This is a genomic window from Streptomyces sp. NPDC107528, from assembly GCF_055639295.1.
Window position 1 is genome coordinate 497,898 of the sequence record NZ_JBVKAV010000004.1, and the last position, 19,524, is coordinate 517,421.

The window sequence follows — 19,524 nt, forward strand, 5'->3', positions numbered from 1 at the left end:
CGGTGTCCGGCGTGCTGCCGTCGTGTCCGGCGTTGCGGTCCGGCTGTTCGGCTTGCGCCTCCCCGAGGAGGTCTCCCCGGGGTGCCGTCGTGGAGGAGGGACCCAACGTGGGGCCCTCCTGCGGCGGGGGCGCAAGCCGAGGTGCTAGTCCGGCTGGTGTTCCGGGCCTCCGAAGTCCGGGCTCGTGTAGTCCGGACTGCTGAAGCTCGGCCGCGAGCCCCGGGAGGCGCCGTCGTCCGGGCTGCTGAAACCCGGGCGGTCGTAGCCGAGGTTCGGGATGCGGCCGGCCGGTGTCGACGGTGATGTGCGGTGCAGGGCCGTCGCCGTGCCGGGGTCGGCGAGTGCCTCCCGCAGGAAAGGCAGGACGCCGCGCTCCAGCAGGGCCTCGCGCCAGACTTCCCTGGCCCGGGCGACCTCCTCGCTCAGTTCGCCGTACGGCCCGCCGTCGAATGCCGGGCGGTTCTGCAGGGCGGTGAGCAGGAGTCCGACGGCGGCGACCAGGATGGCGGCCGCTGCCACGGCGCCGAACACCCACCCGGTGGTGAGCATCGTCTGGGCGAACGCCGGCTCGGGGTCGAACATCTTCAGGATGTAGCCGACGAGCAGGAAGATCGCCGCGGCGGTGCCGGCGAGGACGGGTGCCAGGACCGCGAGCACGGCTATGACGCCCGGGCCGGCTGTCTCGGCGACTTCTCCCATGGCCGTGGCGAGCCCCATCGCGCCCGAGCCCGACTCGGAGGAGCCGGACTCGCGGTTGGAGGACGGGGTGGACGGCGCCGGCTGGCGCAGTTCCTCGCGGACCTTCACGTAGTGCTGGTACTCGGTCGCCGCGGCCGCCGTGATCAGAGCGGTGGCGTTGAGCGCCATCGTGCGCAGCTGTTCGGGGTTGAGCCGCTGACCGACAGCGGCCAGTTCCGGGCGGTGTGGGGCGGAGCGCAGCGCCTCATCGAGGATCCGCTCGTATTCCTGGCGGTCCTCGCTCAGCAGGTGCTGCGGAACGCTGTTCATGTGCATCCCCCGATGCTCCGTAGGGCTTGGGGCTCGCATGCCAACGAGCCGTCGGGCAGAAACGGAGGGGAGCCTGCTACGGATAAGCCGATGGTAGAGCGGTCACGGCACACGGTGACAGGGGGTTTGCCAAAATTGGGCCCTGGCCTGCGCCCTCTTCTGTCACCCCGCCTTGGGCGACGCCTGCCCCGTGAACGGTCAGATATCCAGGGGAAGTTGCTGGACCAGCAGCTTTCCGGCCATGGTCACGCCGCCGTCCATGGCGATGGCGAGACCCTCGGCGTAGAGGTGCGGACCCTCGATCAAGGGCCCGGTGTTGTCCTCGCCGTCCTCGGAGCCGACCTCGCCCGTCAGGTAAGGAATGGGGCTGTGACCGTGAACGATGCGGGTGCCGCCGTACGTATCGAGCAGGGAACGCACATGGTCGGCGCCGCCCTCGTCGCGGAAGGAGAAGCGCTTGGTGAACTTGCGGAAGAGATCCCAGACTTCGTCGGCGTCATTGCGCGTGAGCGTCTCGCGGACCGTGTCGTTGACCGCCTCGATCGAGTCGCCGTAGTCGAGATAGGCGGTGGTGTCCGAGTGGACGAGCAGATGCCCGTCGACCTCTTCCATGGCGTCCAGCCGCGACATCCATTGCAGATGGTGGTCCTGGAGACGGTCCATGTCGGTCTTCTGGCCGCCGTTGAGGAGCCAGGCAGCCTGGAAGGTGGCGGTGCCCGCGCCGGAGTTGACGGGGGTGTCGCCGAATCGCTTGGCGCCGATGAGCAGCAGTTCGTGGTTGCCCATCAGGGCCTTGCAGTAGCCGCCGGCCGCTGCGGCCTCCGCGGACAGCCGCATCACGAGGTCGATGACGCCGATGCCGTCCGGGCCGCGATCGGTGAAGTCGCCGAGGAACCACAGCCGGGCGGTGCCCGCGGACCAGTTCCCCGCCGAGTCGATGAGGCCCTGCTCCTGGAGTGCGGCCATCAGCTCGTCGAGATAGCCGTGCACGTCGCCGACCACGAACAGCGGGCCGGCACCTGCGGTCGAGTCCGGGACCGGCATGGCGGCGGGGTCGACGTGCACCTGGACCGTGTCGCCGCGATTGATCACGGGCAGGTCGCGCTGCGTGGGCGTGTACCCCTCCGGGTACGCCTCGTCGAGGGGCGGGGCGACCTCGCCCGGGTGCATGCTGTGGACGTACGGACCGGTCTCGTGCACGTAAGCGGGCACCCGGAAGTCGCGCAACGTCGCCGTCCGCTCCATCTCGGGTCCCTGACCGGCCCCCTGAGTCATCAGACCCCTCCACCATCGCGCCGCAGCTGCACCGCATCGGACTGCCTGGTCGCAGCGGCCCGTGGGTGTCGTGGGCCCATCATAGGAATGCCGATCGCGCCATGTGATGACCCAGGGGTGGTGAATCGGAGCAGGACTCCTGTTCACTGCCGCTTTCGCCCCGATTGGCCCGGGCTTCGGCAGCTCGATTGCCGTGTTCGTGACGCCTGTCGAGCTGCTCCTGAAGCCCCTCGCCCCGCTGCTGCAGTCCCTCGACCTGCCTCTGCCGCTCCTGGTCCGGCTTCTGCCACAGGTCATCGCCCGATTTCTACCGGCCCTCGGGCGACCGGGGCGGACTGACCGTCGTACGCGGCGGGCGTCGCTGGGACGAGGTACGCACAATCAACTCGGTCGGTATCACCTGCTCGACCGGCTGGTCCGACTCGACCCCCTCGATGGCGTCGATGAGGAGCTGCACGACGGCCGTGCCGATGCGGCGGGGCTTCAGGGAGAGCGTGGTGACCGGTGGCTCGGTGTTGGCGTACACCGTGGACTCGCTGCAGCACACCAGAAGCAGGTCGTCCGGTACGCGCATCCCGTAGCGACGGGCTGCGGCGAGCAGGTCCGTGCCGTTCGGATCGAACAGTCCGTAGACCGCGTCGGGTCGGTCGGGACGGGCGAGCAGCCGGTCGGCGGCGACGGCGCCCGCGCACGGGTCGTGCGCCGGGTAGGCCTCGTACACCGGGTCCTGGCCGACCCTTTCGCACCAGCGCAGATAGGCGGTGGTCGACAGATGGGTGTACGTGTCCGTCGTGGTGCCCGTCAGCAGTCCGATCCGGCGGGCGCCGGCGTCGGCCAGGTGGTCGAGGATGCCCATCACGGCGGCCTCGTGGTCGTTGTCGACCCAGGCGGTGACCGGGAGCGAGCCTGCCGGGCGGCCGTCGGAGACGACCGGCAGACCCTGTCTGACCAGCTCGCTGACGACCGGGTCCTGGTCGGACGGGTCGATGACGACCGTGCCGTCGAGGGCGACGTTCGACCAGACGTCGTGACGTGAGGTCGCGGGGAGGATCACGAGGGCGTAGCCGCGGGCGAGCGCGGCCGAGGTGGCGGCGCGTGCCATCTCGGCGAAGTACGCGAACTCCGTGAAGGTGAAAGGTTCATCCCCGTAGGTCGTCACGGTCAGGCCGATGAGTCCTGACTTGCCCGTACGGAGTGTGCGGGCGGCGGCCGACGGGCGGTAGCCCAGCCGGTCGGCGACTTCGCGGACATGGCGTCGGGTGGCGTCGGGGAGCCTGCCCTTGCCGTTGAGGGCGTCGGAGACGGTCGTGATGGAGACCCCCGCGGCGGCGGCCACGTCTCTGATACCCGCCCGGCCGGGTCGACTGCCTCGACGAGAGGTTTCCGCGCGGCTCACCTGGTGCTTCCCTGCTGCTGTCATGGCGAGCCGATAGTAGGGCTCATTCGGTGGGGTAGTGCGGACGCATATGCACGCGTTGACAGACACGTTTCTGCAAGGTCATCATGCGTCAATGCCCTTTGAAAACAAGGGAGTTGAACGATCCAATGGCAGGACGTGACTTGTCGGCGCGCATGGGCCTGCCAAGTGACCGATGTTTCGAAGAGGTCTCAACTCACCTTCACGGGTGATGCGCGCCACGGAGTGAGCCACCGGCGCGTAGATATATGTGCGGCGCGCCCCCTAATTCGTACGCCTTCGTACCGTGATGCCCCTGATGCAGGTGTGACAGGAGGGATCAACAGCCGGGCCGGCCTCTTCCGCGCGCATCGACCCTCCCTCACCTGTACGCATCGGCGCCGAATCCTCATAAGGTGAGCAGTATTGGAGCCGGCGGTGGTGATGGGCCGCCGGTGGTCGTGAGGAGGACTGCGGTGAGCGAGATGAGCCCCAAGCTGCGCGCGGAGCTGGAGGGTATCCCCACCTACAAGCCGGGCAAGCCTGCCGCGGCCGGTGGTCCGGCGGCCTACAAGCTGTCCTCCAACGAGAACCCCTATCCGCCGCTGCCCGGCGTGATGGAGACCGTGACGGCGGCTGTCTCGTCCTTCAACCGCTACCCCGACATGATGTGCACGGGGCTGATGAACGAGTTGTCGGAGCGCTTCGGCGTCCCGATCTCCCACCTGGCCACCGGCACCGGCTCGGTCGGCGTCGCCCAGCAGCTGATCCAGGCCACCGCCGGACCGGGTGACGAGGTCATCTACGCCTGGCGGTCCTTCGAGGCGTACCCGATCATCACGCAGATCAGCGGTGCCACATCCGTCAAGGTGCCGCTGACCGCGGGCGATGTGCACGACCTGGACGCGATGGCCGCCGCCATCACCGAGCGCACCAGGCTGATTTTCGTCTGCAACCCCAACAACCCGACGGGCACGGTCGTGAGGCGGGCCGAGCTGGAGCGGTTCCTCGACCGGGTGCCCAGTGACGTCCTGGTGGTGCTGGACGAGGCGTACCGCGAGTTCATCCGTGACCCCGAGGTGCCGGACGGGGTGGAGATCTACCGCGAGCGGCCGAACGTCTGTGTTCTGCGGACCTTCTCCAAGGCGTACGGTCTCGCCGGCCTCCGCGTCGGTTTCGCGATCGCCCACGAGCCGGTCGCGGCGGCCCTGCGCAAGACGGCCGTGCCGTTCGGGGTGAGCCAGGTCGCGCAGGAGGCGGCCATCGCCTCGCTGCGTGCCGAGGACGAACTGATCGGCCGGGTCGGCTCGTTGGTGTGCGAGCGCAACCGCGTGGTCGACGGGCTGCGCGCTCAGGGCTGGACGGTGCCCGAGACCCAGGCCAACTTCGTATGGCTGCGACTGGGGGAGCGCACGGTCGCCTTCGCTCAGGCGTGTGAGCAGGCGGGCGTCGTGATCCGACCGTTCCCGGGCGAGGGTGTGCGGGTGACGATCGGGGAGGACGAGGCGAACGACATCTTCCTGAAGGTGGCGGAAGGGTTCCGTAAGGAGTCCTAGGGCTCCACGGCCACGGTCAGGCGTCCACCAGCTCCACGCGGACGGGGTCGCCGTCGCGGACCGTCGCCAACAGACGGGGGGCGCCGTCGATGCGGCCCAGAACGTTGCACGGGCTCGCGAGGCGGCACTCCTCGCCTCGCGAGATCGGTGTGGGCCCGTAGGGGAGGGCGAGCGCGTCTCCGTCGGTCCAGAAGGCGACCGTGCCCGGCTCGACGACCTGCTGGGCGCTGGTTTCACGTGGAACAGCGACGCCCGTGTCGAAGTAGACCTCCTCTCCCCAGGTGCGGGCCGTGGAGGCGAGGGGCAGGGCCTTGACGAGGGCCTGCGTGGTGGGAGTGTCGTCGAGGGTCGCGGTGAGGTGTCCCGCGGGCCAGGAGATCAGTATCTGTAGGGGCGTCGGTGTCTGCATGGCTCCGATTCAACAATATGTTGAAGTGTGCGCCAAGGGGTTGATCTCGACGAAGGACCCCCCGTTGAGGGCAGGGATGGGCGTGCTGCATAATTGCTTGTGAATGTGAACGCTTTCACAAGCGGTAGGTAAGGAGCGGCGACGTGGACCTGGCTTTGGCGCCGGAGACTCTGGCGCGCTGGCAGTTCGGTATCACCACCGTCTACCACTTTTTGTTCGTCCCCCTGACGATCTCGCTGGCCGCCCTCACGGCCGGGCTGCAGACCGCATGGGTGCGCACGGAGAATGAGAAGTACCTCAGAGCGACGAAGTTCTGGGGCAAGCTCTTCCTGATCAACATCGCGATGGGTGTCGTCACCGGCATCGTGCAGGAGTTCCAGTTCGGCATGAACTGGTCCGACTACTCCCGCTTCGTCGGTGATGTCTTCGGCGCCCCGCTCGCCTTCGAGGCCCTGATCGCCTTCTTCTTCGAGTCCACCTTCATCGGGCTGTGGATCTTCGGCTGGGACAAGCTGCCGAAGAAGATCCACCTGGCCTGTATGTGGATGGTCTCCATCGGCACGATTCTGTCGGCGTACTTCATCCTGGCGGCCAACTCCTGGATGCAGCACCCCGTCGGCTACCGGATCAACGAGGCGAAGGGGCGGGCCGAGCTCACCGACTTCTGGCTCGTGCTGACCCAGAACACCGCGCTCGCCCAGGCCTTCCACACCCTCTCGGCGGCCTTCCTCACCGGTGGCGCGTTCATGGTCGGCATCTCCGCCTTCCACCTGCTGCGCAAGAAGCACATCAGCGACATGAAGACCTCGCTCAGGCTCGGCCTGGTCACCGTCGCCATCGGCGGCCTGCTCACCGCGATCAGCGGTGACACGCTCGGCAAGATCATGTACGAGCAGCAGCCGATGAAGATGGCTGCGGCCGAAGCCCTGTGGGACGGCGAGGAGCCGGCGCCCTTCTCGGTCTTTGCCGTCGGCGACGTCGACAAGGGCCACAACAAGGTCGCCATAGAGATCCCCGGCCTGCTGTCCTTCCTGGCCAAGGATGACTTCACCTCGTACGTCCCCGGCATCAACGACGTCAACAAGGCCGAGCAGGAGAAGTACGGTCCCGGCGACTACCGGCCCAACATCCCCGTCGCCTACTGGGGCTTCCGCTGGATGATCGGCTTCGGCATGGCGTCGTTCACCATCGGCCTGATCGGACTCTGGCTGACCCGCAAGAAGTTCATGCTGCCGCAGCACCTGAGGGTCGGTGACGACGAGGTGCCGCATCTGGTGCTGCTCCCGAAGAAGGCGCTCGGCCCGAAACTGACCACGTGGTACTGGCGTATCGCCATCTGGACCCTGGCCTTCCCGCTGATCGCCAACTCCTGGGGCTGGATCTTCACCGAGATGGGCCGTCAGCCGTGGGTCGTGTACGGCGTCCTGCGCACTCGGGACGCGGTCTCCCCCGGCGTATCCCAGGGCGAGGTCCTCACCTCGATGATCGTCTTCACGACGCTGTACGCCATCCTCGCCGTCGTCGAGGTCAAGCTCCTCGCGAAGTACGTCAAGGCCGGCCCGCCCGAGCTCACCGACGCCGACCTGAACCCGCCAACGAAGATCGGCGGCGACGACCGTGACGCCGACAAGCCGATGGCCTTCTCGTACTAGGCCGAGGGAGCTGCACAGTCATGGAACTTCACGACGTCTGGTTCGTACTGATCGCCGTCCTGTGGATCGGCTACTTCTTCCTGGAGGGCTTCGACTTCGGGGTCGGCGTCCTCACCAAGCTGCTGGCCCGCAACCGGCCCGAGCGTCGGGTGCTGATCAACACCATCGGCCCCGTCTGGGACGGCAACGAGGTGTGGCTGCTCTCGGCGGCAGGCGCCACCTTCGCCGCCTTTCCTGAGTGGTACGCCACGCTCTTCTCCGGCTTCTATCTGCCGCTGCTGCTCATCCTGATCTCCTTGATCGTCCGGGGCGTCGCCTTCGAGTACCGGGTGAAGCGGCCCGAGGAGCAGTGGCAGCGCAACTGGGAGAACGCCATCTTCTGGTGCTCGCTGCTCCCGGCGTTCCTGTGGGGTGTGGCCTTCGGCAACATCGTGCGGGGCGTGAAGCTCGACGAGAACCACGAGTACGTTGGCAACGTCCTGGACCTGCTCAACCCGTACGCGCTTGTCGGTGGCCTGGTGACGCTGACGCTGTTCACCTTCCACGGTGCGGTGTTCACCGCGCTCAAGACCGTGGGGGAGATCCGGGAGCGTGCGCGGAAGCTGGCCCTGTGGGTCGGTCTTGCCGCTGCCGTGCTGGCGCTGATCTTCCTGCTCTGGACGCAGATCGAGAACGGTGACGGTCAGAGCCTGGTCGCGCTCGTGGTGGCCGTGGCCGCGCTGGTGGCGGCGCTGGTGGCGAACCAAGCGGGGCGCGAGGGATGGTCGTTCGCCTTCTCCGGCGTCACCATCGTGGCCGCCGTCGCGATGCTCTTCCTGACGCTCTTCCCGAACGTCATGCCGTCCTCGCTCAATGACGAGTGGTCCCTCACGGTCACCAATGCCTCGTCGAGCCCGTACACCCTGAAGATCATGACGTGGTGCGCGGTGATCGCCACACCGGTCGTCATGCTCTACCAGGGCTGGACCTACTGGGTCTTCCGCAAGCGGATCGGTACGCAGCACATTGCCGCGGACGCCGCTTCGGGGGCCAAGCACTGAGTCCGCTGTGGCGCGGTGGTTCACGATGTTTCACGTGAAACACCCCGCCACGGACCGAAGGGCATGTTTCACGTGAAACCGATCGATCCGCGTCTCCTCCGATACGCCCGCGCCACTCGCCTCTTCCTGATCGCTGTCGTAGGTCTGGGTGCCGTCGGTGCCGTGCTGGTCATCGCGCAGGCGATGCTCATCGCCGAGGCGGTGGTGGGGGCATTCCAGCACGGCATGTCCGCTGCTGAACTACGCACTCCCCTACTGCTGTTGGTGGCCGTGGCCGTAGGCCGCGCAGTGGTTGCGTGGCTCACCGAACTCGCCGCTCACCGTGCCAGCGCGGCCGTGAAGTCGGAGCTGCGCGGACGACTGCTGGAGCGGGCGACCGAGCTGGGACCCGACTGGCTGAGCGGACAGCGGACCGGATCCCTCGTCGCGCTCGCCACACGGGGCGTCGACGCCCTCGACGACTACTTCTCACGCTATCTGCCGCAGCTGGGGCTCGCGGTGGTCGTACCGATCGCGGTGCTGGCGCGGATCGTGACCGAGGACTGGGTGTCCGCGGTCATCATCGTCGGCACCCTGCCACTGATCCCGATCTTCATGATGCTGATCGGCTGGGCCACGCAGTCCCGGATGGACCGTCAGTGGCGGATGCTGTCCCGGCTGTCCGGGCACTTCCTGGACGTCGTCGCCGGTCTGCCGACACTGAAGGTGTTCGGGCGTGCCAAGGCGCAGGCCGAGTCGATCCGGCGGATCACCGATGAATACCGCCGGGCGACCATGCGGACCCTGCGGATCGCCTTCATCTCCTCCTTCGCGCTGGAGTTGCTCTCGACGCTCTCGGTGGCCCTGGTCGCGGTGACGATCGGCATGCGCCTCGTCCACGGCGACATGCATCTGTACGACGGCCTGGTCGTCCTCGTGCTGGCACCCGAGGCCTACCTGCCGCTGCGTCAGGTGGGAGCGCAGTACCACGCGGCTGCCGAGGGCCTGTCCGCGGCCGAGGAGATCTTCGAGGTGCTGGAGACTCCGGCGCCGGCGTCGGGAAGCGCGGCGGTGCCGACGGGGGCGGTGTCGTTCGAGGGGGTCTCGGTCCGCTACCCCGGACGGTCCTCCGATGCAGTGTCGGATGTGTCCTTCGCCGTCGAGCCCGGGGAGACGGTCGCGCTCGTCGGGACGAGCGGGGCGGGCAAATCGACGCTGCTCAACGCGCTGCTGGGGTTCGTGCGGCCGGCCGAGGGGCGGATCCTGGTCAGGGGAGCGGATCTTGCCGAACTCGATCTGAAGGAATGGCGTTCGCGGATCGCCTGGGTGCCGCAGCGGCCGCACCTGTACGCGGGGACGATCGCCGAGAACGTACGGCTGGCTCGTCCCGACGCGGACGACGCTGCCGTGCGGCAGGCGCTGGGGAACGCCGGGGCTCTGGAGTTCGTGGACGCGCTGCCCGAGGGCGTCGAGACCGTGCTGGGCGAGGACGGGGCCGGCCTGTCCGCAGGGCAGCGGCAGCGGCTCGCGCTGGCCAGGGCGTTCCTGGCGGACCGGCCCGTCCTGCTCCTCGACGAGCCGACGGCCGCGCTCGACGGAGCCACCGAGGCCGAGGTCGTTGAGGCCGTGCGAAGGCTGGCGGTGGGGCGGACAGTGCTGCTGGTGGTGCATCGGCCGGCGCTGCTGGGCGTGGCGGACCGGGTGGTGCGGCTGTCGGAGGCCGTTGCGCCGGTGTCGGCAGAGGCCTTGCCCAAGGCGTCCGCTGACCGTCCGGTCGAGCATGACCCGGACAGCGGTTCTGCTTGCGAAGACGCAGGGACCGTGCCGCTCACCGCAGCCAAACGCGGTGTTCTCGCCCGCGTCCGCGCCATGTCCGGTCCCCGGCGCGGTCGTCTCGTCCTCGCGCTGGTGCTCGGCAGCCTCGCGCTCGGCAGCGCCGTCGGGCTCATGGCGACCTCCGGGTGGCTCATCTCGAGGGCCTCGCAGCAGCCGCCCGTGCTGTACCTGATGGTCGCCGTGACGGCGACGCGGGCCTTCGGCATCGGGCGGGCCGTGTTCCGGTACGCCGAGCGGCTGGTGTCGCACGACGCCGTGCTGCGGATGCTGGCCGATACGCGGGTCGCCGTGTACCGGCGGCTGGAACGGCTGGCGCCCGCAGGACTGCGCCGCACGCGTCGCGGCGATCTGCTGTCGAGGCTCGTCGCGGATGTGGACGCGCTGCAGGACTACTGGCTGCGGTGGCTGCTGCCCGCCGCTGCCGCGACCGTCGTGTCCGCCGGGGCCGTCGGGTTCACGGCCTGGCTGCTGCCCGAGGCCGGTGCCGTGCTCGCGGCCGGGCTCCTCGCGGCGGGGGCCGGAGTCCCGTTCCTCACCGGTGCCGTCGCCCGACGCGCCGAGCGCCGGCTGGCTCCCGCACGCGGAGAGCTCGCGACGCGCGTGACGGATCTGCTCACCGGCACCGCGGAACTGACCGTCGCCGGCGCCCTGCCCAGCCGTACGGCACAGGCGCGGCGGGCCGACGGGACGCTGACCCGGATCGCTTCGCGCGCCGCCTCCGCGACCGCGCTCGGCGATGGGCTCACCGCGCTGATCTGCGGGCTCACCGTCGCCGCCACCGCCCTCGTGGGCGCCCAGGGGGTCGCCGACGGGCGGCTCGGTGGTGTGACCATGGCCGTTGTCGTCCTCACCCCGCTGGCCGCGTTCGAGGCCGTCCTGGGGCTGCCGCTCGCCGTGCAGTACCGGCAGCGGGTGCGCAAGAGTGCGGAGCGGGTGTACGAGGTGCTGGACGCGCCCGAGCCCGTACGGGAACCCGCCCGGCCCCGGCAGGCGCCCGCATCGCCCTTCCCGGTCGCCGTCACGGGCCTGACCGCCCGCCACGCCGGACAGGACCGGGACGCGCTCGCCGGACTCGACCTGACCCTGGATAAGGGTCGCCGGATCGCCGTGGTCGGCCCGTCGGGGTCCGGCAAGACGACGCTGGCGCAGGTGCTGCTGCGCTTCCTGGACGCTGACGCGGGCTCGTACACGCTGGGCGGCGTGGACGCGCACGCGCTGGACGGTGACGACGTACGGCGTCTCGTCGGGCTGTGTGCGCAGGACGCGCACCTCTTCGACAGTTCCGTGCGCGAGAACCTGCTCCTCGCCAGGAAGGACGCCACCGAGGCCGACCTGCGTGACGCCCTGCACCGCGCCCGGCTGCTCGACTGGGCCGATGGCCTGCCCGACGGGCTGGACACGCTCGTGGGTGAGCACGGGGCACGGTTGTCGGGCGGTCAGCGGCAGCGGCTCGCGCTGGCCCGCGCACTGCTCGCCGACTTCCCCGTCCTCGTCCTCGACGAGCCCGCCGAGCATCTCGACCTGCCTACCGCCGACGCCCTCACCGCCGACCTGCTGGTCGCCACCGAGGGTCGCACGACCCTGCTCATCACGCACCGACTCGCCGGGCTGGAGGCCGTCGACGAGGTGGTCGTCCTGGACCAGGGGCGGGTGGTGCAGCGGGGCACGTTCGCGGAGCTGGCCGCTGCGGATGGTCCGCTGCGGGGGATGGTGGAGCGGGAGGAGCAGGCGGATCTGCTGGTGGGGGCGCCGTAGCGGCCGACGGGACCGTGGCCGTGGGCGCCTGCGGCCCGGCAGACACGCACTGTCGGCCCGGGCGGGGCGCGACGCTTGCCGGCGCTCGCGTCAACGGCCGTACTGACCCATCCGCAGCAACACGTCCCCCAGCTGTACGACTTGAACAGGGCCCTCACCCGCCTCGCGGGCCAGGATCGCTGACATGTGCTCATATCGCCGTCGCCTCCTGGTCGTTCCGGCGCTGTTGTGCGTGCTCGTCGGCCTCGTGGCCCGGCCCGCCGACGCGGCCGGTGACGGCAAGGGCACCTCGGGCCACAACGGCACCGGAACCGGCGGTGACTCGACCCTCAGCGGCCAGGTGCTGAAGCTGTACGAGGAAGCGGCCGTGGCGACCGGGCGGTACGAAGCGGGGCGAAAGCGGGTAGAGGTGCAGCGGGCGAAGGCACTGCGGGTCGAGGCGTTGCTCGAGCGGGAGCGGCGGGAGATCGGCGTCCTGCGCAAGGACCTCGGCCGGATCGCACGCGCCCAGTACCGCAACGGCGGCGGCATGCCGCTCACCGCGCAGATCGTCCTCGCGACGAGCCCGGAGCAGCTGATGCGAGGTCAGCATGTGTTCTCACAGGCGAACCTGGCCGTCGCCAACTCCATCGAGAAGAGCCGTCGCGCCGAGGTGCGGCTCGCAGGGGACGAGGCCAGGGCCGCGGCGGCCTGGGAGGTGCTGGAGAAGCGCAATGCCGAGCTTGCTGACCTCAAGCAGGGCATCGAGGACAAGCTCGAAGAGGCGCGGTGGGAGTTGCAGGGTCGGGCCGACGTCTCCGTGGCCGCCGGGTCGTGCCCGGGTGCGGTCCGGCTCGACCAGAAGGAGACGGACAGCACGAGTGCCTGGGTCAAGCCGGTCGCGAAGTACGAGCTGTCCGCCGCGTTCGGCAGCGGTGGAAAGCGCTGGGCGAAGCGGCACACCGGGCAGGACTTCGCGGTGCCGATCGGCACGCCCGTGCGGGCGGTCGGGGACGGACGCGTGGTGAAGGTGGCGTGCGCGGGCGCCTTCGGCATGGAGGTCGTCGTCCGGCACACGGACGGCTACTACACGCAGTACGCCCACCTCGCCTCCGTCGCCGTGGACCAGGACGAGCGGGTCGACACCGGGCAGTGGATCGGCCAGTCGGGCACGACGGGCAACTCCACCGGCCCGCACCTGCACTTCGAGGTGCGGGTCACTCCGGAACTCGGCTCAGGGGTGGACCCGGTGCCGTGGCTCTCCGAACGCGGAGTGCCGCTCGGGTAGGTCTAGGGCCGCTTCGCCAGCAGCTGTTCGATCACCACGGCCACGCCGTCCTCGTTGTTGGCGACCGTCCGCCCCGACGCGGCGGCGACGACATCCGGGTGCGCGTTGCCCATCGCGTACGACTGGCCCGCCCACGTCAGCATCTCGACGTCGTTGGGCATGTCCCCGAAGGCCACGACCTGCTCGTGCGAGATGCCGCGCTCGGCGCAGCACAGGGCGAGCGTGCTGGCCTTGGATACGCCGGGGCCGCTGATCTCCAGCAGGGCGCTGGGGCTGGAGCGGGTGACGTTGGCCCGGTCGCCGATGGCGAGGCGGGCAAGGGTGAGGAAGGCGTCGGGGTCGAGGGTGGGGTGGTAGGCGAGGATCTTGAGCACTGGCTCGCCGGCCCCCGGGGCGTCCGGCGCCAGGAGGTCCTCGGCCGGCGCGAGCTCGTCCGGTATCTCCATGTGCAGCTTGGGATAGCCCGGCTCCTGGTAGAAGCCGTACGTCTGCTCCACCGCGTACACCGTGCCCTCAGCCGCGTCACGCAGCAGCCGTACGGCGTCCAGGGCGTTCTCCCGGGCCAGCTCGCGCACCTTCACGAACCGGTGGGTGCCGGGGCCGCCGTGCAGGTCGACCACGGCGGCGCCGTTGCCGCAGATCGCCAGGCCGTGCCCGTGGACGTGGTCGCTGACGACGTCCATCCAGCGGGCGGGGCGGCCGGTGACGAAGAACACCTCGATGCCCGCCTTCTCGGCGGCGGCCAGCGCGGCGACCGTGCGGGGGGAGACCGACTTGTCGTCCCGCAGCAGCGTGCCGTCCAGGTCGGTGGCGATGAGCCGCGGGCGGACAGCGGCGGCCGGGGTCTGGGGCTGTCGAGTCGCTGAGGTCACCGGGCCATTCTCCCGTATGTGCCTGCACGGCCGTGCAGCAGCCCGCACATCTGAGTCCGCACCTGAGGAGAAACCGCCCCTGCGAACACTGCCCACATCCTCCTGACCAGCACCGTCGCTCCCGTGAGCTCAGTCCAGCTGCGCCAAGGCCTCCATGGCGATCTGCTCGAAGACCTTCTCGTCGGCCGCGAAGTCCGAGTCCGGGATCGGCCAGTGGACCACGATCTCGGTGAATCCCAGCTCCTGATGGCGCCCGGCGAAGTCCACGAACGCGTCGAGGGACTCCAGCGGACGACCGCGGTCCGGGGTGAACCCGGTGAGCAGGATCTTGTCGAGCCCGGCCACGTCCCGGCCGATCTCGGCGCAGGCGTCTGCCAGCTTCCCGACCTGTCCGCGAATGGCTTGAACCGACTGTTCAGGAGTGCCGTTCTCATACAGCTTCGGGTCTCCCGTGGTCACCCACGCCTGCCCGTGGCGCGCCGCGAGCCGCAGGCCGCGAGGCCCGGTCGCGGCGACCGCGAACGGCAGCCGAGGGCGCTGCACACAGCCCGGTATGTTCCGCGCCTCGTGCGCCGAATAGAAGTCGCCCTCGTACGACACCGAGTCCTCGGTCAGCAGCTGGTCCAGCAGCGCGACGAACTCGGCGAACCGGTCGGCACGCTCGCGCGGGGTCCATGGCTCCTGGCCGAGTGCGGTGGCGTCGAAGCCGGTGCCGCCCGCGCCGATGCCGAGCGTGACCCGTCCGCCCGAGATGTCGTCGAGGGAAATCAGTTCCTTGGCCAGGTTCACCGGGTGCCGGAAGTTCGGCGAGGTCACCAGGGTGCCCAGGCGCAGCCGGTCGGTGACGGCCGCGGCGGCGGTCAGTGTCGGCACGGCACCGAACCAGGGGCCGTCCCGGAAGCTCCGCCAGGACAGGTGGTCGTAGGTGTACGCGGTGTGGAAGCCGAGCTCCTCCGCGCGCTGCCATGCCTGGCGGCCCCCCTCGGACCAGCGGCGGTACGGGAGGATCACGGTGCTCAGGCGCAGGCTCATGCATCGAGCCTATGCGGCCGAATGGGTTTCACGTGAAACAGCCACCGACCGCGGCTGCGCGGCCACGGAGCGCGGTCGGTCACCGGTGTCTGAGTCGATCACCGGTATGGGCGGGGGCCCGTGGCGGCCTGGATCAGTGCGCCTCGGGAAACCGCAGATACTCCGGCGGCACGGCCTTCGTCAGCCACACCCCGTTCGCGCTGACGTGGAAGACATGGCCGTCGCTGTGCATGGCGTCGGCGTCCACGGAGAGCACCACCGGGCGGCCACGCCGGGCTCCGACCCGCGTTGCGGTCTCGCGGTCCGCGGAGAGGTGCACATCGTGCCTGTTCATGGGCAGCAGGCCCGCGCTGCGAATCGCGTCCAGGTTGCCGGCCACGGTGCCGTGGTAGAGGTGGGCCGGCGGGGTTGCCGGGGGCAGGCCGAGTTCGACGTCGATGCTGTGGCCCTGGCTGGCGCGGATCCGGGTGCCGTCGATCGCGAAGCGCTGCTTGTCATTGGCGGCCACCACGTGATCCAGCTCTTCCCGGGTGAACCGGAATCCGTGCGCGGTCGCGGCGGCGATCAGGGTCTCGATCTCGACCCAGCCGCCCTCGTCGAGGGTGAGCCCGATGCGCTCGGGCTGGTGGCGCAGGTGCTTCGAGAGGTACTTCGAGACCTTCACGGTGCGTCTTTCGTCCATGCCACCAGACTGCCGGGAGAGGCTCGAATCACGCGAACGATTTCAGTCCCGATGTTTGGTCCACAACCAAGTGCGGTTATCCACAGGGGGATTGGCGATTCTGTGGACAACGAGCCGTCGTTTCAAGGGGTTTCGTCAAGGTCACCTGATGAGCTGTGATTTGCGGCGAGCCGGTCCAAGGTCCTTGTCTGTACCTCCCGTTCGGCGGCCAGCGCGATGAACTCGGCTGACTGCTTCGCGCCAACCAGACGCTCGACGGCCTGCATTGTCTCCTCGGGTACGGGCACAGCTCTCGTCCGATTCTGGAGTTCGGGAGCCTCGTCCGCGCCGAGGTGCTGACGCAGATGGCGCACGGCCAACCGCCTCATGGCGCGGGCGAGTTCCGCGTCCACGGTGTGCTGGGCGAGTGGACGCAACCGCCGTATGAGAGAGGCCGCCTCGGCCGCCTCCGCGTCCGTCGGACGGTGGGCGCCGTCGAGGTAGCGGGCGAAGACGTGTTCGGTGGTGAACTCCAGGAAACGGGCGGCGATGTGCTCGACCTGGCCCCTCAACTCCCTTAGATGGCCAGAGATCGCGGACAGCGGCACCCCGGCCGAGTGCAACTCGACTGCCACCGCTAGCTCTTGAGGGCTCGGAACGACGAACGAGTTCTCGTCGCCGGGGGTCGCCTCCAGTACGCCGAGCTCCACGGCCTCGGCCACTGCCGCGTCGTCCGGGGTGCCGCCGAAGCGCTCCTCCAGCTCGGCACGCGAGATCCGTACCGCCTCCTCGTCGGTCCACGGCCCGTCCACCTCGGCGACCAGCCCGAGCACCCCACCGAGGCCACGACCGGCGTCCCAGGCCTCCAGGAGCTCCTTGATGGACGCCAGGGTGTACCCGCGGTCGAGGAGATCGGCGATCTGGCGCAGCCGGTGGAGATGGGCGTCCGCGTAGAGGTTGGCCCGGCCATGGCGCTCCGGGCGGGGGAGCAGGCCTCGGTCCTGGTAGGCGCGGATGGTGCGGACGGTGGCGCCGCTGAGGTGCGCGAGGTCCTCGATCCGGTAGGCGGGTGCAGGCGCCGCCTCGGCCGCGCGCCCTGCCTCACCGCGCCTCCCGGACAGGCCTTCGCCGGCAACCGCTCCCCCGCGCGCGGGACCCCCGTCGCTCATAGCGGCGGCTCCAACCGCGCGATCCTGCGCAGCGCCTTCGGCGTGTACCTCGACATGAGATACGCCCCACGCGCCTCCGGCGTCACAGGAACAACTGCATCGCCCCGCACCACGGCCCGCAGGATCGCGTCGGCGACCTTCTCCGGCGGATAGTTCCGCAGCCCGTACAGCCGCGCGGACTTCTTCTGGCGGCGCTTCTCCTCATCGGCGTCGACACCGGCGAAGCGCGCGGTCGAGGTGATGCTGGTGTTGACGAAGCCGGGGCATATCGCGGTGACGCCGATGTCCTGGCCGGCCAGCTCAGCGCGCAGGCACTCGCTGAGCATCAGTACGGCCGCCTTGGACGTGCTGTAGGCGGGCAGCGACTTGGAGGGCTGGTACGCCGCCGCCGAGGCGGTGTTGACGATGTGGCCGCCCTGTCCGCGCTCGGCCATCTGCTTGCCGAACAGCCGGCAGCCGTGGATGACGCCCCACAGATTGACGTCGAGGACCTTCTTCCAGTCCTCCGGTGTGGTGTCGAAGAAGGAGCCCGACAGGCCGATTCCGGCGTTGTTCACCAGGACGTCCACCACGCCGTACTCTCTGGCGACCTTCTCGGCGAGCTTCTCCATGGCCTGCTCGTCGGAGACGTCGACCGTCTCGGCCCAGGCGTCGGGTGCGCCGATCAGCCGGGACATCTCGGCGGTGCGACCCGCGGCCTCGGCGTCCCGGTCGACGGCGACCACGCGCGCGCCGGCCTCCGCGAAGGCGTACGCCGTCGCCCGTCCGATGCCGCTGCCCGCGCCGGTGACCAGGACGAGCTGTCCGCCGAAGCGGTCGGCGTACTTCCCGGTGGCCGTCACGCCTTTCGGCCGGCCGCCCTCGACGGACGTCACGAACTCCGTGATCCAGGACACCAGTTGGTCGGGGCGGGAGCGAGGGATCCAGTGCTTCGCCGGAAGCGTGCGCCGGGTCAACTGCGGAACCCACTGCTCCAGTTCGTCGTAGAGCCGCTCCGAAAGGAAGGCGTCCCCGAGGGGCGTGATGAGCTGCACGGGCGCGTGTGCGTAGGCGTCCGCGCGCGGGCGGCTCAGTCGGGCCCGTACGTTGTCCCGGTACAGCCACGCACCGTGTGCCGCGTCCGTCGGCAGGGACGAGGTCGGGTAGCCGCCGCCGGGGACCTTCTCCATCCGTTCCAGGATGCGCGGCCAGGTCTTGCCGAGGGGGCCGCGCCAGGCCAGTTCGGGCAGTACGGGCGTGTGCAGCGCGTAGACGTACCAGGACTTGGCGCCCTGACCGAGGAGCTGCCCGATCCGGCGCGGGGTGGGCCGCTTGAGGCGCCCGCCGATCCAGTGGCCAAAGTGGTCGAGGGAGGGCCCGGACATCGAGGTGAAGGACGCGATCCGGCCCTCGGTGCGCTTGACCGTGGCGAACTCCCAGGCCTGCACCGAGCCCCAGTCGTGCCCGACCAGATGCACGGGCCCGCCCGGACTGACCGCGTCCGCGACGGCCAGGAAGTCGTCCGTCAGCTTCTCCAGCGTGAACCCGCCGCGCAGCGGCTTCGGTGCCGTCGACCGTCCGTGGCCGCGGACGTCGTACAGCACGACATGGAAGCGGTCGGCCAGCCGTGGCGCGACCTCGGACCACACCTCCTTGCTGTCCGGATATCCGTGCACGAGCATCACCGTCGGCCGGCCGGGGTCGCCCAGCTCGGCGACGCACAGCTCGACGTCGCCGGTCCGCACCCGGCGCTCGCGCGCGCCCTGAAGAGTCACCGGCACCGTCACTTCTCCTCCGCCCAGCGCCGCACATGCGGCAGATCGTCGTCCAGCCAGAAGGCGCTCTGCTCGGGGTCCTCGGAGTCGGTGACGACCAGGATCTCCTCGAACTTGGCGCCCGTACCTCTGAAGCCGAGGTGCGGTTCGACCGCCCACAGGCCCGGCTGCGGCGGGTGGTCGGAGAAGCGGTACGGCGACCAGAGCGGGGACCAGCCCTCGCGGTGGCCGTGCAGCGCGTCGCTCGCCAGGCCCTTCAGGGACTGGGTACCGAACCCGAAGACATGCGGTGACCAGCGGCGTTGGCTGACCCGGTCGACCTTGTGCGCGATCACGCCGAAGGGATAGGCGCGGTGCCGGTTGGCGTAGCCCTGGCGGACCATGAGCCGGTCCACGTCGTCGTAGATCTCCCGCAGCGGCCGGCGCTCGCGCACCTCGCGCAGGATCAGCTCGCGGTGCGCCTCCAGGTCGTCCATCAACTTGTCCTGGATCGGGTTGATGCCGAGCGAGCCGGAATAGCCGATGTCGGCCGTGAAGCCGTCGTACACAGGGGCCATGTCCAGGATGAACGGCATCCCGGGCTCCAGGCGGCGGTTGGTGGGGAAGAACTGCAGCGGGACGCGGAAGTTCACGAACGCCGTGCGGTTCCCGAACCACGCGAAGGGCAGGTGGAACCAGTCACGCACACCGCGCTCGCGCAGCCACTCGCGCTGCATGCGCGCCGCCTCGCGCTCGGTGATGCCGGGTTCCAGCTGCGCGGCGACGGCTTCCGCGCACTCGTACGCGAGGCGCTGCACCTTTCTGAACCCGCGCAGTTCCGCGGTCAGTTCACCTGAACCTGCTTCCACTGCCGTCGTCATGCC

The 19,524-nt window shown here is 69.7% G+C and carries 15 protein-coding genes; 5 read left to right on the top strand and 10 right to left on the bottom strand.

Annotated features, from left to right (window positions below; all coding sequences use genetic code 11):
- Nucleotides 1–144: 144 nt before the first annotated feature.
- The 3 genes from ACZ7L5_RS15960 to ACZ7L5_RS15970 all read right to left on the bottom strand — a co-directional run bounded on the left by ACZ7L5_RS15960 (nucleotide 145) and on the right by ACZ7L5_RS15970 (nucleotide 3,703).
- A complete protein-coding gene (locus ACZ7L5_RS15960) occupies nucleotides 145–1,014 on the bottom strand; it encodes a hypothetical protein (RefSeq protein ID WP_471517098.1) in 870 nt (289 codons plus the stop codon).
- Between the two features lie 192 nt (nucleotides 1,015–1,206).
- Nucleotides 1,207–2,283 carry a metallophosphoesterase gene (locus ACZ7L5_RS15965; RefSeq protein WP_471517099.1) on the bottom strand — a complete coding sequence of 359 codons (1,077 nt, stop codon included), beginning with the start codon at nucleotides 2,281–2,283 and terminating at the stop codon, nucleotides 1,207–1,209.
- 307 nt (nucleotides 2,284–2,590) lie between these two features.
- Complete coding sequence (locus ACZ7L5_RS15970) at nucleotides 2,591–3,703, bottom strand: LacI family DNA-binding transcriptional regulator (RefSeq protein WP_471517100.1); 1,113 nt, start codon at nucleotides 3,701–3,703, stop codon at nucleotides 2,591–2,593.
- A 452-nt stretch (nucleotides 3,704–4,155) separates the two neighbouring features.
- On the opposite strand from ACZ7L5_RS15970, the gene hisC reads away from it, so the two are divergent.
- On the top strand, nucleotides 4,156–5,235 hold the full coding sequence (gene hisC / locus ACZ7L5_RS15975; RefSeq protein WP_471517101.1) for a histidinol-phosphate transaminase: 1,080 nt from the start codon (nucleotides 4,156–4,158) through the stop codon (nucleotides 5,233–5,235).
- 16 nt (nucleotides 5,236–5,251) lie between these two features.
- Here hisC and ACZ7L5_RS15980 read toward each other — a convergent pair whose 3' ends face one another.
- Nucleotides 5,252–5,644, bottom strand: coding sequence for a cyclophilin-like fold protein (locus ACZ7L5_RS15980; RefSeq protein ID WP_471517103.1), 393 nt, complete (start codon nucleotides 5,642–5,644; stop codon nucleotides 5,252–5,254).
- A 143-nt stretch (nucleotides 5,645–5,787) separates the two neighbouring features.
- Between ACZ7L5_RS15980 and ACZ7L5_RS15985 the strand changes: the two genes are divergently transcribed.
- The 4 genes from ACZ7L5_RS15985 to ACZ7L5_RS16000 all read left to right on the top strand — a co-directional run bounded on the left by ACZ7L5_RS15985 (nucleotide 5,788) and on the right by ACZ7L5_RS16000 (nucleotide 13,173).
- Complete coding sequence (locus ACZ7L5_RS15985; protein WP_471517104.1) at nucleotides 5,788–7,296, top strand: cytochrome ubiquinol oxidase subunit I; 1,509 nt, start codon at nucleotides 5,788–5,790, stop codon at nucleotides 7,294–7,296.
- Between the two features lie 20 nt (nucleotides 7,297–7,316).
- Nucleotides 7,317–8,336: a cytochrome d ubiquinol oxidase subunit II gene (gene cydB, locus ACZ7L5_RS15990; RefSeq protein ID WP_471517106.1), complete on the top strand. Its 1,020-nt coding sequence runs from the start codon at nucleotides 7,317–7,319 to the stop codon at nucleotides 8,334–8,336.
- Nucleotides 8,337–8,399: 63 nt separating this feature from the next.
- On the top strand, nucleotides 8,400–11,906 hold the full coding sequence (gene cydD / locus ACZ7L5_RS15995; RefSeq protein ID WP_471517107.1) for a thiol reductant ABC exporter subunit CydD: 3,507 nt from the start codon (nucleotides 8,400–8,402) through the stop codon (nucleotides 11,904–11,906).
- 184 nt (nucleotides 11,907–12,090) lie between these two features.
- Nucleotides 12,091–13,173, top strand: a complete 1,083-nt coding sequence (locus ACZ7L5_RS16000; protein ID WP_471517108.1) for a M23 family metallopeptidase — start codon at nucleotides 12,091–12,093, stop codon at nucleotides 13,171–13,173.
- Nucleotides 13,174–13,175: 2 nt separating this feature from the next.
- Here ACZ7L5_RS16000 and ACZ7L5_RS16005 read toward each other — a convergent pair whose 3' ends face one another.
- The 6 genes from ACZ7L5_RS16005 to ACZ7L5_RS16030 all read right to left on the bottom strand — a co-directional run bounded on the left by ACZ7L5_RS16005 (nucleotide 13,176) and on the right by ACZ7L5_RS16030 (nucleotide 19,521).
- Nucleotides 13,176–14,045 carry an HAD hydrolase family protein gene (locus ACZ7L5_RS16005; protein ID WP_471517109.1) on the bottom strand — a complete coding sequence of 290 codons (870 nt, stop codon included), beginning with the start codon at nucleotides 14,043–14,045 and terminating at the stop codon, nucleotides 13,176–13,178.
- A gap of 129 nt (nucleotides 14,046–14,174) precedes the next feature.
- Nucleotides 14,175–15,077, bottom strand: a complete 903-nt coding sequence (locus ACZ7L5_RS16010; RefSeq protein WP_471517110.1) for an LLM class flavin-dependent oxidoreductase — start codon at nucleotides 15,075–15,077, stop codon at nucleotides 14,175–14,177.
- A gap of 133 nt (nucleotides 15,078–15,210) precedes the next feature.
- Nucleotides 15,211–15,759, bottom strand: a complete 549-nt coding sequence (locus tag ACZ7L5_RS16015; RefSeq protein ID WP_471517111.1) for an RNA 2'-phosphotransferase — start codon at nucleotides 15,757–15,759, stop codon at nucleotides 15,211–15,213.
- 122 nt (nucleotides 15,760–15,881) lie between these two features.
- Entirely contained in the window at nucleotides 15,882–16,907 is a 1,026-nt protein-coding gene (locus ACZ7L5_RS16020) for a MerR family transcriptional regulator (protein WP_471517112.1), read from the bottom strand.
- Entirely contained in the window at nucleotides 16,904–18,661 is a 1,758-nt protein-coding gene (locus ACZ7L5_RS16025; protein WP_471517363.1) for an SDR family oxidoreductase, read from the bottom strand. Before ACZ7L5_RS16025 ends, ACZ7L5_RS16020 begins: the two co-directional genes overlap by 4 nt.
- A gap of 8 nt (nucleotides 18,662–18,669) precedes the next feature.
- Complete coding sequence (locus ACZ7L5_RS16030; RefSeq protein WP_471517113.1) at nucleotides 18,670–19,521, bottom strand: M24 family metallopeptidase; 852 nt, start codon at nucleotides 19,519–19,521, stop codon at nucleotides 18,670–18,672.
- Nucleotides 19,522–19,524 lie beyond the last annotated feature (3 nt).

What these genes read in the sequence shown, in the direction of transcription:
- ACZ7L5_RS16000 (WP_471517108.1), top strand. Translation starts at nt 12,091, where the DNA reads ATGTGCTCATATCGCCGTCGCCTCCTGGTCGTTCCGGCGCTGTTGTGC.
- ACZ7L5_RS15960 (WP_471517098.1), bottom strand. Translation starts at nt 1,014, where the DNA reads ATGCACATGAACAGCGTTCCGCAGCACCTGCTGAGCGAGGACCGCCAG.
- cydD (WP_471517107.1), top strand. Translation starts at nt 8,400, where the DNA reads ATGTTTCACGTGAAACCGATCGATCCGCGTCTCCTCCGATACGCCCGC.
- ACZ7L5_RS15980 (WP_471517103.1), bottom strand. Translation starts at nt 5,644, where the DNA reads ATGCAGACACCGACGCCCCTACAGATACTGATCTCCTGGCCCGCGGGA.
- ACZ7L5_RS16030 (WP_471517113.1), bottom strand. Translation starts at nt 19,521, where the DNA reads ATGACGACGGCAGTGGAAGCAGGTTCAGGTGAACTGACCGCGGAACTG.
- ACZ7L5_RS16010 (WP_471517110.1), bottom strand. Translation starts at nt 15,077, where the DNA reads ATGAGCCTGCGCCTGAGCACCGTGATCCTCCCGTACCGCCGCTGGTCC.
- ACZ7L5_RS16020 (WP_471517112.1), bottom strand. Translation starts at nt 16,907, where the DNA reads ATGAGCGACGGGGGTCCCGCGCGCGGGGGAGCGGTTGCCGGCGAAGGC.
- ACZ7L5_RS15965 (WP_471517099.1), bottom strand. Translation starts at nt 2,283, where the DNA reads ATGACTCAGGGGGCCGGTCAGGGACCCGAGATGGAGCGGACGGCGACG.
- ACZ7L5_RS16015 (WP_471517111.1), bottom strand. Translation starts at nt 15,759, where the DNA reads ATGGACGAAAGACGCACCGTGAAGGTCTCGAAGTACCTCTCGAAGCAC.
- ACZ7L5_RS15970 (WP_471517100.1), bottom strand. Translation starts at nt 3,703, where the DNA reads ATGACAGCAGCAGGGAAGCACCAGGTGAGCCGCGCGGAAACCTCTCGT.
- cydB (WP_471517106.1), top strand. Translation starts at nt 7,317, where the DNA reads ATGGAACTTCACGACGTCTGGTTCGTACTGATCGCCGTCCTGTGGATC.